13 protein-coding genes are annotated in these 13,625 nt (G+C 62.5%); 3 read left to right on the top strand and 10 right to left on the bottom strand.

The genetic code is table 11. From position 1 onward, the window contains the following. Window positions 1-81 precede the first annotated feature (81 nt). Window positions 82-663: a phosphorylase family protein gene (locus PQR62_RS07955; protein WP_408156563.1), complete on the top strand. Its 582-nt coding sequence runs from the start codon at window positions 82-84 to the stop codon at window positions 661-663. 101 nt (window positions 664-764) lie between these two features. On the opposite strand, the gene PQR62_RS07950 is transcribed toward PQR62_RS07955, so the two are convergent. After that, a complete protein-coding gene (locus tag PQR62_RS07950; protein ID WP_408156561.1) occupies window positions 765-1,667 on the bottom strand; it encodes a dimethylarginine dimethylaminohydrolase family protein in 903 nt (300 codons plus the stop codon). A 32-nt stretch (window positions 1,668-1,699) separates the two neighbouring features. Continuing rightward, window positions 1,700-2,926, bottom strand: coding sequence for an ornithine--oxo-acid transaminase (rocD, locus tag PQR62_RS07945; protein WP_408156560.1), 1,227 nt, complete (start codon window positions 2,924-2,926; stop codon window positions 1,700-1,702). Between the two features lie 296 nt (window positions 2,927-3,222). On the opposite strand from rocD, the gene PQR62_RS07940 reads away from it, so the two are divergent. Together PQR62_RS07940 and PQR62_RS07935 are read left to right on the top strand one after the other, a co-directional pair. Then, window positions 3,223-3,690 (top strand): Lrp/AsnC family transcriptional regulator, encoded by a 468-nt coding sequence (locus tag PQR62_RS07940; RefSeq protein WP_408156558.1) that lies wholly within the window; start codon window positions 3,223-3,225, stop codon window positions 3,688-3,690. 170 nt (window positions 3,691-3,860) lie between these two features. Next, window positions 3,861-4,472 carry a cysteine hydrolase family protein gene (locus PQR62_RS07935; protein ID WP_408156556.1) on the top strand — a complete coding sequence of 204 codons (612 nt, stop codon included), beginning with the start codon at window positions 3,861-3,863 and terminating at the stop codon, window positions 4,470-4,472. Window positions 4,473-4,529: 57 nt separating this feature from the next. Here PQR62_RS07935 and PQR62_RS07930 read toward each other — a convergent pair whose 3' ends face one another. The 8 genes from PQR62_RS07930 to PQR62_RS07895 all read right to left on the bottom strand — a co-directional run bounded on the left by PQR62_RS07930 (window position 4,530) and on the right by PQR62_RS07895 (window position 13,542). Beyond that, window positions 4,530-5,432: a LysR family transcriptional regulator gene (locus PQR62_RS07930; RefSeq protein WP_408156554.1), complete on the bottom strand. Its 903-nt coding sequence runs from the start codon at window positions 5,430-5,432 to the stop codon at window positions 4,530-4,532. Window positions 5,433-5,516: 84 nt separating this feature from the next. Further along, window positions 5,517-6,473: a methionyl-tRNA formyltransferase gene (gene fmt, locus PQR62_RS07925; RefSeq protein ID WP_408156552.1), complete on the bottom strand. Its 957-nt coding sequence runs from the start codon at window positions 6,471-6,473 to the stop codon at window positions 5,517-5,519. A 35-nt stretch (window positions 6,474-6,508) separates the two neighbouring features. After that, on the bottom strand, window positions 6,509-7,288 hold the full coding sequence (locus tag PQR62_RS07920; protein WP_408156550.1) for an SDR family oxidoreductase: 780 nt from the start codon (window positions 7,286-7,288) through the stop codon (window positions 6,509-6,511). Between the two features lie 78 nt (window positions 7,289-7,366). Next, on the bottom strand, window positions 7,367-8,068 hold the full coding sequence (locus PQR62_RS07915) for a thiol:disulfide interchange protein DsbA/DsbL (protein WP_408156548.1): 702 nt from the start codon (window positions 8,066-8,068) through the stop codon (window positions 7,367-7,369). Between the two features lie 72 nt (window positions 8,069-8,140). Beyond that, the gene (locus PQR62_RS07910; RefSeq protein ID WP_459251855.1) at window positions 8,141-8,791 is read right to left on the bottom strand and encodes an SPOR domain-containing protein; all 651 of its coding nucleotides are present in this window, start codon (window positions 8,789-8,791) and stop codon (window positions 8,141-8,143) included. Window positions 8,792-8,812: 21 nt separating this feature from the next. After that, window positions 8,813-10,546, bottom strand: coding sequence for an arginine--tRNA ligase (gene argS, locus PQR62_RS07905; RefSeq protein WP_408156544.1), 1,734 nt, complete (start codon window positions 10,544-10,546; stop codon window positions 8,813-8,815). 76 nt (window positions 10,547-10,622) lie between these two features. Beyond that, window positions 10,623-11,168 carry a DUF6622 family protein gene (locus PQR62_RS07900; protein WP_408156542.1) on the bottom strand — a complete coding sequence of 182 codons (546 nt, stop codon included), beginning with the start codon at window positions 11,166-11,168 and terminating at the stop codon, window positions 10,623-10,625. A gap of 142 nt (window positions 11,169-11,310) precedes the next feature. Continuing rightward, complete coding sequence (locus PQR62_RS07895) at window positions 11,311-13,542, bottom strand: primosomal protein N' (protein ID WP_408156540.1); 2,232 nt, start codon at window positions 13,540-13,542, stop codon at window positions 11,311-11,313. Between the last annotated feature and the right edge of the window lie 83 nt (window positions 13,543-13,625).

Here is a 13,625-nt window from a genome sequence, read left to right as displayed (position 1 = left end):
CTCAGCAGCCAGGAGGCCGACTTCCCCTGAATCTGCTCAATCTCGCCTGTGTTCATCCATTAAACGCCACATCACCACAATATGACCGTTCCAAAAGACAACATCCTGATTCTCACCGCACTGGAGAGCGAACTGCCGGCGACCGATGCGCCGGCCGGCGTACAGGTGCGCTATTGCGGCATCGGCAAGGTCAATGCGGCACGCGCCGCGACCGAGGCGATTCTCACGCTCAAGCCTTCATTGCTGATCAATTTCGGCACCGCCGGCAAAGTACGGCCGACGCTGGCCGGATTGCTGGAGGTCAGCAGCGTGCTGCAGCGGGACATGATGGCCATGCCCCTGTCGCCGCGCGGAGTGACGCCTCTGGCCGGACCGGATGAAGTGCCGCGACTGGCGTCCGGCCATCCCGGCGTGCTGTGCGGCACCGGCGACAGCTTCGTGACCGCCACCGATCCCTGGCTGCTGGAGCAGGAAGTCGACGTGGTGGACATGGAGTTGTTCGCGATTGCACGCACCTGTCAGTTCTACGGCGTGCCCTGGCGCGCATTCAAGTTCATTACCGACGATGCCAACGAGGCCTCGGCCAATGACTGGGCCGACAATGTGCATCTGGGCGCGGAGTTGTTCTGGCGGCATTTGCATGCGCTGAGGAATGCACAATGAAGCACGATGAAAGCGCAGTGAATGCGGTGACTGAAAAGCGAGAGCCGGTATGAACACCGGCTCTCGCTTTTTTTCGCTCACTTCAGTTTCACCCCGGCAAATCATCCCGCCGCAATGCCCGCTTCGGCCAGACGCTCGCGGTGCGAGACCGCCGGCACGGTAGCTGCCTGCACCGGCTCAGTCAGCTTCAGCGTCAGGCATTTGGCGGCGCCGCCCGCTTTGAGAAACTCGGACAGCGGTGTCTGATGCACTTCAAAACCGAGCGCCTGCAACTGCGCACAAAGGCCATCCGACGCACGATTGAGAAATATGTGGCGACCGCTGTTGACCGCATTACAGGCGAAGTGGAGCGCATCGGCCAGACCGACGGCGATACGACGCTGCTCCGGCACACGGCTGGCAATCGCCTTTTGCGAGGCCTGATCGAAAGCCTCGGGGAAGTACAGCAGATAGCCGCCGTTGAGCGGACAGAAGCAGGTATCCAGATGATAGAAACGCGGATCGACCAGTTGCAGGGTCTGTACTTCGGTGTCCAGCCAGCCGGCGATCAGTGGTGCACTGCGGATGTCGGAGCGATGACCGTGGCCCAGCCACAACTGACCGCCCTGACGGTCGAACAAGGCATCGCCGGCGCCTTCGAAGGGCACATCGTCCGGCATGTGCAGCACCTGCATGCCATGCGCGGCAAACCAGGCATCGAAATGCGCCTCTTCAGCCTGCCGCTCGATATGGCGGAAGCGCGACAGAATCACCTTGTCGCCCAGCACCAGACCGCCGTTTGCAGTGAATACCATGTCCGGTACACCGGCCGCGGACGGCATGAGCTCGACCTGCGCCACCGCACGCAAGCCGTCGTGCAAGATCTGCCACTGGCGCGCGGCCAGGGCCTTGTCGTCGTGCGCGACATTGCCTTCCATCCAGGGATTGATGACATACGAGACTTCAAAGTGCTCAGGCGGACACATCAGAAAACTGTCGCTGAATGGGCTGTCGAATTGACTCATGTATTTCTCCATGCTGTTGTCCATGTATTTGCTCATAAAGCGGGCTCCCTGGCTGGTTCGGTAAAGGTAAGAAAGGTTTGGCGTATCGCCTGCAGCGCCACGTCGATCTGATCGGCGTCGATGATCAGCGGCGGCGCGAAGCGCACCACGGTTTCATGCGTTTCCTTGGACAGGATGCCTTCTTGCATCAGACGCTCGCAAAACAGTTTTGCGCTGATCAGCGCCGGATCGAGTTCCATGCCGATCAGCAGCCCGCGTCCACGCACTTGCCGGATCGCCGGGTGCGCGATGGCGCGCAGACCATCGCGCAGACGCTGCCCCATGCGCTCGGCATTGGCCGCCAGCGCACCGTCCCGCAGCAACTGCAAAGCCGCCAGACCGACCGCCGCCGCCAGCGGATTGCCGCCGAAGGTGCTGCCGTGATCGCCGGGAGTGAAAACCCGCATCACATCCTCGCGCGCCAGAAAGGCCGAGACCGGCAGCAGCCCGCCGCCGAGCGCCTTGCCCAGCACCAGACCGTCCGGCCGGATCTGCTCGTGGTCGCAGGCCAGCAGGCGGCCGGTGCGCGCCAGTCCGGTCTGCACTTCATCGCAGATCAGCAGCACATTGTGGCGTGTGCAGATGTCGCGGCATTGCTTGAGATAGCCGTCCGGCGGCATGACGATGCCGCCCTCGCCCTGGATCGGCTCCACCAGAAACGCCGCCGTCTCGGGCGTGATCGCCGCCTCCAGCGCCGCCGCATCGCCGAAGGGAATGGTGTCGAAACCGCCGTCGAACGGGCCGAAGCCGTCGCGATATTGCGCTTCAGACGAGAAGCCGACGATGGTGGTGGTGCGTCCGCCGAAATTGCCCTTGCAGACGATGATGCGCGCGCGGTTGTCGGCAATGCCCTTGACCTTGTGGCCCCACTTGCGCGCCGCCTTCAGGGCGGTTTCCACGGCTTCGGCGCCGCTGTTCATCGGCAGCGCGCGCGCCATGCCGGTCAGCTCGCACAAGGTCTGCAGAAACGGGCCGAGCCGGTCGCTATAGAAGGCGCGCGAAGTGACCGCCAGTTTTTGCGCCTGCGACGTCAGCGCCGCGATCAATTGCGGATGCGAATGGCCGAAGCTGACAGCGGAATAGGCCGACATCATGTCCATGTAACGCCGCCCCTCCTCATCCCACAGCCACACGCCCTGCCCCTTGCACAGCACCACCGGCAGCGGCTGATAATTGCTCGCACAGTATTTTTGCTCGAGGGTAATGGCGGCGTTCGTCATGATCGGCTCCTGTATCGGTTCTGAAATCGGCCGCGCAATTCAGGTGGTATTGCGCGGATGCGCAGACTTTTAATGAACAGCCAGTGCCGTGCGGGGCGCCGGACCGGAAGGTGCCTCGCCTCAGTTTCGAGGCCATGCCGACGCCATAGTTCAGCGGCATTTCCCCGTCTTGCGCACGGCCATTTGCAGCACTGCAACACGGCCTCAAGGATAAGCGGGAACGCGAGAAATTTTTTTTCGTTTTCGGTCGTGATTTCTGGATAATATGAACGAATCGTTCATCACTACCAAATTCCATGGAAAAATTCGATCGATACGACAAGATTATTCTTGAAACCTTGCAGGCACGAGGGCGCGCCAGCAACGTCGAGCTGTCCGAGCAGGTCAATCTGTCGCCGCCGCAGTGTTATCGGCGCGTGCAGCGGCTGGAGAGCGAGGGTGTGATTCGCGGTTACGCCGCGCAGGTGGAGCCGGCGGCGCTGGGCCTGGATGTGATCGCCTTCGTCAATCTCAGCCTGGCGCGCGAGCAATTCAAGCAGGTGCGCACGGTGGAAAAGGCGATCCGCCAGTTTCCTGAGATTCTGGAGTGCTATACGATTTCCGGCGATTTCGACTATCTGCTGAAGGTGGCGGCGACCGATCTCAAATCCTTGTCGGCCTTCCTCACCGACCGTCTGATGCAGGTGCCGGGCGTGGCCGGCGTCAAATCCATGGTCTGCCTGGAAGAAATCAAACCGCCGAGTCCGCTGCCTCTGCCGGATTGATCACCCGCAGTTTGAAGCAAGGTCGCTCGCCGATTTGTGCTGAATCCGCACAAGTCTTGTCGCCTTGCGCTACTGTGTGAAGCCTTGCGCGTTGTGTAAGCTGCGCCCTGTCCGTGACGATTCAGCCTGAACCGATAACCCGCACGGCAACTCAATTGAAAGGATTCATCATGCATCATCCAAGCATTCGCGCGCTGGCCGGCGCCAAAGCTCCCGCCGCATTGCAGGCAAGCAGCACCGCGCTGCTGGTCATCGATTTCCAGAATGAATATTTCAGCGGCAAGCTGCCGGTGCCGGACGCGGCTGAAACCCTGGCGCAGGCGCGCCGCCTGATCGCCCATGCCGATGCGCACCGGATGCCGGTGTTTCATGTGCAGCATGTGAGCCCGGCCGGCGGCGTGGTGTTTGCAGCCGATAGCCCGACTGTGGAATTTCACGCCGATGCACAACCGGCGCCGCATCACAAAGTGGTCAAGAAAAATACCGCCAGCGTGTTCGTGAGCAGCGACATCGACCAGCAATTGAAAGACGCAGGCATCAAGACCTTGCTGATCTGCGGCCTGATGACCCACAACTGCATCGCCGGCGCTGCGCGTGATGCCGTACCCAAAGGCTATGCCGTGATCGTGGCGGCCGATGCCTCTGGTACGCGCGCCATCGACAATCCGCTGGGCGGCACCACTTCGCATGTCGAATTGCATCAGGCCACGCTGACCGGACTGAGCGACACCTTCGGCAGCGTGCTGACGACGGATGCCATCCTGGCGCTGGCGGTGAACTGAACACGTCGGCGTTTACGAATGCGGCGCCGTTCGGGTATCAGGCTCACATTGAAAAAATCAAACCCAGCGCGGCGTCGCGTAATAACCGGCAACAAAATCCACGAAAGCGCGCACCTTGGGCGAGAGATGGCGGCTCTGCGGATACACCGCGTAGAGCTCGCGCGGCTGCAGTTGATAGCCGGGCAGCAGCACCACCATCTCGCCGCGCGCCACTGCTTCATGCACCACAAAACTGGCCGAAGCCGTGATGCCGATGCCGGCCTTCACCGCCGCGCAGACGATGTCGCCGTTGTTGGCCTGCATGCTGCCGCGCATCTGCACGGTCTGCAGTTGGCCGGCAGCGTCAGCGAAACTCAGCTCGGTCGATTGCAGCGCCAGTGAATACGCCAGGTAATTGTGTTGCATCAGATCTTGCGGATGCTGCGGCGTGCCCCAGCGCTGCAGATACGCCGGCGCCGCCACCAGCAGCATGTCGCTGGTGCACAGCCGTTTGGCGATCAGGCTGGAATCGGGCAGCTTGCGCGTAATGCGCAGACCGACGTCGAACTCCTCGGCGATCAGATCGACGAAGCGATCATTGCAAACCAGATCGATATGCAGCTCGGGATAGTGCTGCATGAACTGCGGCAGCCATTGCGGCAACTCCAGCGTGCCGAAGGCCATAGGCGCGTTGATGCGCAACAGGCCTGAGGGCCGCTCCTGATGCTGCGCCACCTGACGCGCCGCCTCATCCACCTGCTCCAGAATGTCGACACAACGCCGGTAATAGCCGGCGCCGATTTCGGTCAACGAGAAACGCCGCGTGGTGCGGTTCAGCAATTGCGCGCCCAAGGTTTCTTCAAGCTGGCGCACCTGGCGCGAAACGATGGTGTGAGAAATGTTCAGGGTGTCGGCGGCGGCACTGAAACCGCCCGCCTCGACCACGCGCCGGAACATGCGCATTGCGGCCAGTTGATCCATTCATGTCCCTCGCGTGATGGTGTCCGCGCATCGGCCGTACTGCGGCCGACACCGCCTTGAGATCTCAGCTGGACTCAGTTGAACTCAGTTGAAGCGCCCGCCTTCGAGGCTGAAGCCCTTCAAAAACTCCACCGCCGGCAGGCGTTTGCCGCCCGGCTTTTGCAGCTCGCTCAATTGCAACACGCCCTTGCCGGTGGCGACCAGCACACCACGCTGCGCATCGGCGCTGATGATTTCGCCGGGTGCCGCGCTGCTTTCTTCATTGATCGCACGGGCATTCCACAGCTTGACCAGCGCCTCGCCGCTGCGTGCCGTCGCGCCGGGAAAAGGATTGAACGCGCGGATGCGGCGCGCCAGTTGCTCAGCGCTCAGCGTGAAATCCAGCGCCGCTTCATCCTTGCTGATCTTGGCAGCGTAAGTCACGCCCTGCTCCGGTTGCGGCGTTGCAGTCAGCTTGCCGTCCTGCTCCAGCACACCCACGGCCTCGACGATCATGCGCGCGCCCATGGCCGCCAGCTTGTCGTGCAGGCTGCCGGTATTGTCGTCCTCGCCGATTTCCAGACTTTCTTCCAGCAGCATCGGGCCGGTATCCAGACCTTCTTCCATCTGCATGATGGTGATGCCGCTGCGCTCGTCGCCGGCTTCGATGGCGCGATGAATCGGCGCCGCGCCGCGCCAGCGCGGCAGCAAAGAAGCGTGGATATTGATGCAACCGTAGCGCGGCAGATCAAGCACGCTGCGCGGCAGGATCAGACCATAGGCGGCCACGATCATCAGATCGTGCGGCGTTGCCTGCAGCAGCGCATGCGCCTCGCGCGCGACCTCCGGATATTTGCCGTCCAGCTTGAGCGATTGCGGTTGCGCCACCGGCGTCTGATGCGCCTGCGCGCGCTGCTTCACTGGCGAGGCCTGCAACTGCATGCCGCGTCCGGCCGGGCGATCCGGCTGGGTCAGCACCAGCGTGATTTCATGGCCAGCCTGATACAGCGCATCGAGCGCCACGGCGGCGAATTCGGGAGTGCCTGCGAAGATGATTTTCATGTGTACGTCCTTCCTGATGAACGAAACCGCGTCGTTCAGAGATTGCGTTTCTTGTGCGGCGCCCTGGCAAAGGCAAAATCATATAAACAATTAGGCAGCAGGCGCAGCAGCTTGGCCACCACGCCCATCTGCCACGGGATCACGCGATAGCTGACGCCGCCGGCAATGGCCGAAGCAGCCTTGGCGGCGAAACGTTCCACCGGCATCAGGAAGGGCATCTTGTAGTGGTTGACCTGGGTCATCGGCGTTGCAATATAGCCGGGTGCAATCGTCACCACCTTGATGCCGCTGGCGCGCAGTTCGATGCGCAGCGATTCGCAATAGCTGATCACCGCCGCCTTCGAGGCGCTGTAAGCCTCGGCGCCAGGCAAGCCGCGAATGCCGGCCACGCTGCCGATGCCGACCAGGCGGCAGATCCGGCGCTGTTCCGGCGGCAGTGCCTTCATACGCGCGACGAAGGGCGAAAAGGTAGCGGCAGTCGCCACCACATTGACCGCGATGATGCGTTCGAATACCGGCAAGTCTTCCGTAAATTCGGTCAGCGTGCCTTGTGAGATGCCGGCGTTGGCGATGACGATTTCAGCGCCGCCGACATCAGCGATGAAGGACTCGGCCGCCTGCGCCAGCGCCAGATGATCGGTCACATCCAAGGCATAAATGCGATGTTGCTCAGCGCGCGGCAAGCTGGCGCGCAAGGCCTGCAACTCGGCTTCGCGCCGCGCCACCAGCCCCAGCACTGCGCCCTGCCCGGCATAAGCGCGCGCCAGTGCCGCACCAATACCGCTGGAAGCTCCGGTAATGAATACGCGAATCATGCTCTTGTTCAACTCCTCGACGCCAATAAAAAAAGCCCGTGCTCTCGCGAGCGACGGGCCGTTGGACGGCAGACGGCCTTACTTCTTTTTCGGGGCCGGCTTGCTGTCTTTGCTGCCATGTTCTGCGGCGACCTTGGCGATCAGGTGATCCATCACCTGCAGCGCTGCGGCTTGCTGCATCGATTCCGGCTGGTTCGCCAGCGCCTGACCGACCAGCGCCGGCGAGGTCACATAGCGACCGTCGATGGCGATCATCGGCACACCGTCGACCTTGTAGCTTTCCTGCAGCTGCGCTGCACGGCGGGCCTTGGTCTGCACGCCGAAGGAGTTGTACAGGTCGAGGAATTTCTGCTTGTCCAGACCGATCTTCTCGATGTACGCGAGGATGGTCTTGTCGGTGTTGATGCGCTGACCTTCGACGTGGATTGCACGGAAGATGCCCGGCGTCAGCTCATCGGCCTTGCCCATGGCTTCCAGCGTGTAGTACAGCTTTTGCTGCGGCACGAAGGTATCGCGGAAGGCAACCGGCACCTTCTTGAAGTTGATCTTGTCGCCCTGCTTCTTGACCCAGGCCGTCAGCGACGGATCCCAGGCGGCGCAGTGCGGGCAGTCGTACCAGAAGAACTCGGTGACTTCGACCTTGTTGCCCGACTCGGTCGGCTGCGACTGATCCAGCACACGGTAGTCGGCGCCTTCCTGCGGATTGGCCGGCGATGCGGAGGCGCTCAGCGCCACCAGACCGAAACCGACGGCCGCCAGGACTTGTTGATAGAAACGCATGAATTACACCCTTCTTTCTTGATGATATTGGGAAGAGAACTGAACGGACTTGCTTGATCGCTTTTTACTCAATCACTTGGGAATGCGCACGATCGCCGCATCGACCCCGTTGTCGGACAATTTGCTGCGCGTCCGGTTCATCGTTTCGGCTTGTGCGAAAGGCCCGATGCGCACGCGATACAGCACGCCGCTGTCGGCCGGACGTTCGGTGACCTTGGCTTCGAAACCGAGCAGCGCCAGTTTGGCGCGGGCGCTTTCGGCATCGGCCTGATCGCGGAAGGCGCCGGTCTGCAGGAAGTAGCTCCACTTGTCGTCGGCACTATTGCTGGTGCTGGCGGTGTCGGTCTTGGCAGCGTCCTTGGCGACGGCCTTCTCGGCCGGCTTGGTTTCAACCTTGGGCGTAACGGCGACCGGCGGCGGCACCGGCGTGACCGGCTGCGCTGCGGTATTCGGCGGCACCGGGGTCTGCGACTGCGCCTGATCCTTGGCGGCTTCCTTGGCGATGTCGCGGTTGCCGTACAGCGGACGATTCGGATCGGCCGCCTGGCTAGGCGACAACTCGGCGCGTTCCGGACGGGTGACCTTGTTGACGAAAGGAATCGGCGACTTGGTGATCATCAGCGCCACCACCACTGCAATACCGAGACCGAAGATGAGACCGATGATCAGACCGAGCAAAGTGCCGCCGGCCTGTTTCTGAGTTTTCGCTTTCGACTGTTTCACGTTTCTCTTCATGTGCATTCTTTACATTCTGGACGGCGCCGAGACGCCCAGCAAAGCCAGGCCGTTGCGCAGCACCTGACGGGTCGCGCTCATCAGCGCCAGGCGCGCGAATCTGGTTGGGACATCGTCGACCAGCACGCGTTCCGCATTGTAGTAGCTATGCAGTTCGCCTGCCAGATCGCGCAGATAGAAGGCGACCTGATGCGGGCCGAGTTCCTGCAGCGCGTGTTCCAGCATGTCCGGATACTCGGCCAGCTTGGCCAGCAGCGAGGCTTCGCGCGGCGCGGTCAGCGGCGACAGATCGGTGACCGCCAGCAGTTCGGCTTCATCGCCGCCCCATTGATTGAGCACCGAGCAGATGCGCGCATGCGCGTACTGCACGTAGTAGACCGGATTTTCATCGGAACGCGCCAGCGCCAAATCGACGTCGAACACGAATTCGGTATCGGCTTTGCGCGAGATCAGGAAGAAACGCACGGCGTCGCGGCCGCGCGTCAGATCGCGAGGTTCTCCCTCGACCGCCTCGCCGGCCGACCATTCGATCAGGTCGCGCAGCGTGACGTAGGAACCGGCACGCTTGGAAATCTTCACTTCCTCGCCGTTCTTCATCACGGTGACCATCTTGTGCAGCACGTAGTCGGGATAGCCCTGCGGAATGCCTTCGCCGCAAGCCTGCAGACCGGCGCGAACACGCGCGATGGTGCCGTGGTGATCGCTGCCCTGCACGTTGATGACCTTGCCGTAGCCGCGCTGCCATTTGTTGATGTGATAGGCGACGTCCGGCACGAAATAGGTGTAAGTGCCGTCGGTCTTTTTCATGACGCGATCCTTGTCGTCGCCATAGTCGGTGGTGCGCAGCCACAGCGCGCCTTCCTGCTCGTAGGTCTTGCCGGCCTTGATCAGCGCGTCCACTGCAGCGGCCACCTTGCCTTCGCGGTACAGAGAAGATTCGAGATAGTAATTGTCGAATTTGACGCCGAAAGCTTGCAGATCCAGATCCTGCTCGTGGCGCAGATAGGCGACCGCGAAGTGACGGATCGACTCGATGTCTTCCACATCGCCGCTGGCGGTGGCGGGTTCGCCGTCGCTGGCCGAGGCGGTTTTCTTGTCGAGGAAATCGCGCGCGATGTCGGCGATGTAGTCGCCGTTGTAGGCCGCTTCAGGCCATTCGGCATCACCCGGCCTGAAGCCGCGCGCACGCGCCTGCACCGAGGTCGCCAACGTGCCGATCTGGACGCCGGCGTCGTTGTAATAGAACTCGCGCAGGACATCGTAGCCCTGCACTTCCAGCAAGGCCGACAGCGCATCGCCAAGCGCGCCCTGACGGCCGTGACCGACGTGCAGCGGGCCGGTCGGATTGGCCGAAACGAATTCCACCAGCACCTTCTTGCCGGCACCGGCCCGGCTCTTGCCGAATTCTGCGCCCTGCTCCCGCACCACCTTGACCACCGCCTGTTTGGCGGCTGCCGCCACGCGCAGATTGATGAAGCCCGGACCGGCGATTTCAGCGGTCTCGATCAGGCCCTTGCCGACGGGATCGGCCAGCACGGCGGCGACCAGCGCCTGCGCCAGTTCGCGCGGATTCTTTTTGAGCGGTTTGGCCAGTTGCATGGCGATGTTGCAGGCGATGTCGCCGTGCGAAGGATCGCGCGGACGCTCCAGCGTGATGCTGGGCGTCAGTTCAGACCCGGCGATCAGCGGCGCCAGTGCGGCCTGGAATAATTCGGTGATACGTTGTTTCTGTTGGACAAGCATGGGGGCGAATGAGGTAGGCGGCAGACGCCGCGCACTGATGAAGATAGAAACCCCCGATTATACCGGCTTGCCGCCCTCAGATTGAAGCCGATCTTTGCTCTGATTGCAGGCCGGATGGGGCGGCCGGCGACTGCGCCCGCCGGTACAGATGCAAGATTCGCAACATCTTGCCCAGCGCGGCGCCGATGAAGCCGCCATAAACCAGACCGAGGACGGGTGCGAACCAGAACGCCTGCAGCCAATGAACATGCATGGCCTGCATTACACCGGCGGCATATTTGACGATGAAGATGAAACTCATCATCAGCAAGGGCAGCCAGCTGCCGCGCAGAAAAACCGAGCCACGCGCAGGATAGGCGACGATGCCGCCGCGCCCGGCCAGACTCCAGCTCAGACAGCCGCAGACGGCGGCCGCCAGCAGTGCGAACTCCAGCACAGAAAAGTCGGCCTGCGCCTGCTGATACAAACCGTTCGCAGACAAGGCCAGCATCACCATCGGAATCAGCAGCACCTTGAGCAGCGGCGCTTCGCGGTCGCGGCTGGCGACGGCGCCGCGATACATCAGAAAAGCCAGCAAGGCCCAGACCCAGAGCGGGGTATGAATGATGATTTGTTGCAACATGGTCAGCTCCCGGCACACTTGAAAAAGAGGAATACCGGGATGCTGAATCAGCGCCCCCGACTTGCCGAGCGCCATGCGACGAATGAGCTGATTCAGGCGGAGAACAACAAACTTCAGGCGATGAACGGCGGCCGCACGCCGCTCAGATATCGACCGGATCGACTTCCAGCGACCAGCGCGCACGGGTTTTCATCTGCCGCAGAATCTGCATCCAGTCCTTGAGGAAGGATTGCAGCGCCGGCCGGGATTCGCACTCGATCAGCAATTGCGCGCGTTCGACATTGGCCACGCGCGTCATGGTCATCGGGATCGGCTCGTTGATGGTGATGCCGCCATGCTCGAGACAATGGGCGGCGTCCTGCAAGAAGGCCAGCGCGATATCCAGCTCGCGCGCCTCGGCCCGCAACAGGGCCTGATACATGAAGGGCGGCAGAAACGCCTGACGCCTTTCATCCAGCAGCGTGCCGGCAAAGCCGTCGTAGTCGTGCCGGGTCACCGCTCCGTACAGCGGATGATGCGGATAGCGCGTCTGGATCAGCACTTCGCTGGGATTGCCTTCCTCGCTCGGGCCGGCACGACCGGCGCGCCCCGCCACCTGCATCAGTTGCGCAAACAGGCGCTCGCTGGCGCGGTAGTCGTGCGAGAACAATGCGGTGTCCGGATTGAGCACGCCGACCAGCGTCAGACGTTTGAAGTCATGCCCCTTGGCCACCATCTGGGTGCCGATCAGGATATCCACTTCGCCGCGGTGCACGCTGTCGAAAGCGCTCTGGGCCGAGCCCTTGAGCCGGGTCGAATCGGCATCGATGCGCAACACGCGCGCCTCGGGAAAGATCGCCGCCAGTCCTTCTTCCACGCGCTGGGTGCCGCGCCCCAGCGGTTGCAGGTCGATATTGCCGCAGGTCGGGCAGCCCTTGGGAATGTATAGCTCCAGACTGCAATGGTGGCAACGCAGTCGACGCTCCGGCTTGTGCAAGACCATGAAGGCGGTGCAGCGCGGACAATTGCTGATCCAGCCGCAGGCGTCGCAGGCCAGCACCGGCGCATAACCGCGCCGGTTGAGGAACAGCAGCGACTGTTCGCCGCGCTCCAGACGCTTGCGCATGGCCGCCACCAGGGTGGAGGTCAGACCGTCGTTGGGCTTGTCGCGCTCCATGTCGAGCACCCGCACTTTCGGCAGCACCGCCTGCGCCGCAGCGCGTTGGCGCAGCTCCAGCCGGCGATAGCGGCCTGCCTGCGCGTGCTGCCAGGTTTCCAGCGAGGGCGTGGCCGAACCCAGCACCACCGGAATGCTCAGTTGATGCGCGCGCCACACCGCCAGGTCGCGCGCCGAATAGCGCAAGCCTTCTTGCTGCTTGTAGGACGGGTCATGTTCTTCATCGATCACGATCAGTTTGAGATGCGGCAGCGAAGCCAGGATCGCCAGCCGCGTCCCGAGCACGATGCGCGCCTGCCCGGTGTGCGCCGCCAGCCAGCCGCGCGTGCGCTCGCCTTCGGCCAGGCCGCTGTGCAGGCTGACCACCTCGAGATTGGGGAAGCGCGCGCGGATATTGCCTTCCAGCTGCGGGGTGAGATTGATTTCCGGCACCAGAATCAGAATCTGCGCCGGCGGCAGCTTGCCGCTGGCCGGATCGAGATCGCGCAGCAGAATGCGCGCCGCCGCCTGCAGATAGACCTCGGTCTTGCCGCTGCCGGTCACGCCGTACAGCAGCAGCGGCGTAAAACCGCGCGCCTCGGCGATAGCGTCGGCGGCATCCTGCTGCGCCGGGTTGAGCTGTGGCGCGACGCCGAAGTACAGCTCGGAGCCGGACGCGTGCTCGGTGGAATCGGGCGCATGGGCAGAATCTTCGGCTTCAGCCGCGAGGCCGGCCGCGTGCACCGGCGCGGCCATCGCCTCCGGACTTTCAGCGCAGGGGGCGACGCTGGCGCTGGCATTATCTGCAAGCACGGCAGCTTTCGCCTTCTTGCGGGTTTTCCTGACGGCGACCGGCTTGGGCGTCTTGTCCAGCGCCTTGAGGGCCTTGTCCAAGGCCGTCGGTTTGATCGCGCGCAGATTCTTGGGCAAGCCCGGCAGTGCTACTTCGCCCAGCGGCCGCTGGTAGTAATCGGCGGCAAAGGCGCACAAGTCCAGCCATTGGCGCGATAGCGGCGGCAGTTGGCGGCGCAGCTCCAGCGCGTCTTTCAGCTTGTCCGGCGGCAGCTCGCTGTGCGTGGCGAGCTCGACGATGAGGCCCATGGTGTCGCGGCGCCCGAAGGACACCATCACCAATTGACCGATTTCGGGCGGTGCTTCGCCGCTCGCTTGCCGCCAACGATAATCGAAGACGGTATGCAAGGGGGTGTCGAGGGCGACCTTAAGAATCCACTGTTCCACGAACTTAATGTAAATCCTGAAAAACGAAGCTAACTATTGGTTTCATAGCGTTTTTTTGGCATATCCACAAAACCTGTGGATAA

Source organism: Herbaspirillum lusitanum, from assembly GCF_046025995.1.
In the GTDB taxonomy this organism is placed as follows: Bacteria; Pseudomonadota; Gammaproteobacteria; order Burkholderiales; family Burkholderiaceae_D; genus Herbaspirillum; species Herbaspirillum lusitanum_A.
This window is presented reverse-complemented; position numbering and strand designations above follow the sequence as displayed.

What these genes read in the sequence shown, in the direction of transcription:
- PQR62_RS07955 (WP_408156563.1), top strand. Translation starts at nt 82, where the DNA reads ATGACCGTTCCAAAAGACAACATCCTGATTCTCACCGCACTGGAGAGC.
- PQR62_RS07950 (WP_408156561.1), bottom strand. Translation starts at nt 1,667, where the DNA reads ATGAGTCAATTCGACAGCCCATTCAGCGACAGTTTTCTGATGTGTCCG.
- rocD (WP_408156560.1), bottom strand. Translation starts at nt 2,926, where the DNA reads ATGACGAACGCCGCCATTACCCTCGAGCAAAAATACTGTGCGAGCAAT.
- PQR62_RS07940 (WP_408156558.1), top strand. Translation starts at nt 3,223, where the DNA reads ATGGAAAAATTCGATCGATACGACAAGATTATTCTTGAAACCTTGCAG.
- PQR62_RS07935 (WP_408156556.1), top strand. Translation starts at nt 3,861, where the DNA reads ATGCATCATCCAAGCATTCGCGCGCTGGCCGGCGCCAAAGCTCCCGCC.
- PQR62_RS07930 (WP_408156554.1), bottom strand. Translation starts at nt 5,432, where the DNA reads ATGGATCAACTGGCCGCAATGCGCATGTTCCGGCGCGTGGTCGAGGCG.
- fmt (WP_408156552.1), bottom strand. Translation starts at nt 6,473, where the DNA reads ATGAAAATCATCTTCGCAGGCACTCCCGAATTCGCCGCCGTGGCGCTC.
- PQR62_RS07920 (WP_408156550.1), bottom strand. Translation starts at nt 7,288, where the DNA reads ATGATTCGCGTATTCATTACCGGAGCTTCCAGCGGTATTGGTGCGGCA.
- PQR62_RS07915 (WP_408156548.1), bottom strand. Translation starts at nt 8,068, where the DNA reads ATGCGTTTCTATCAACAAGTCCTGGCGGCCGTCGGTTTCGGTCTGGTG.
- argS (WP_408156544.1), bottom strand. Translation starts at nt 10,546, where the DNA reads ATGCTTGTCCAACAGAAACAACGTATCACCGAATTATTCCAGGCCGCA.
- PQR62_RS07900 (WP_408156542.1), bottom strand. Translation starts at nt 11,168, where the DNA reads ATGTTGCAACAAATCATCATTCATACCCCGCTCTGGGTCTGGGCCTTG.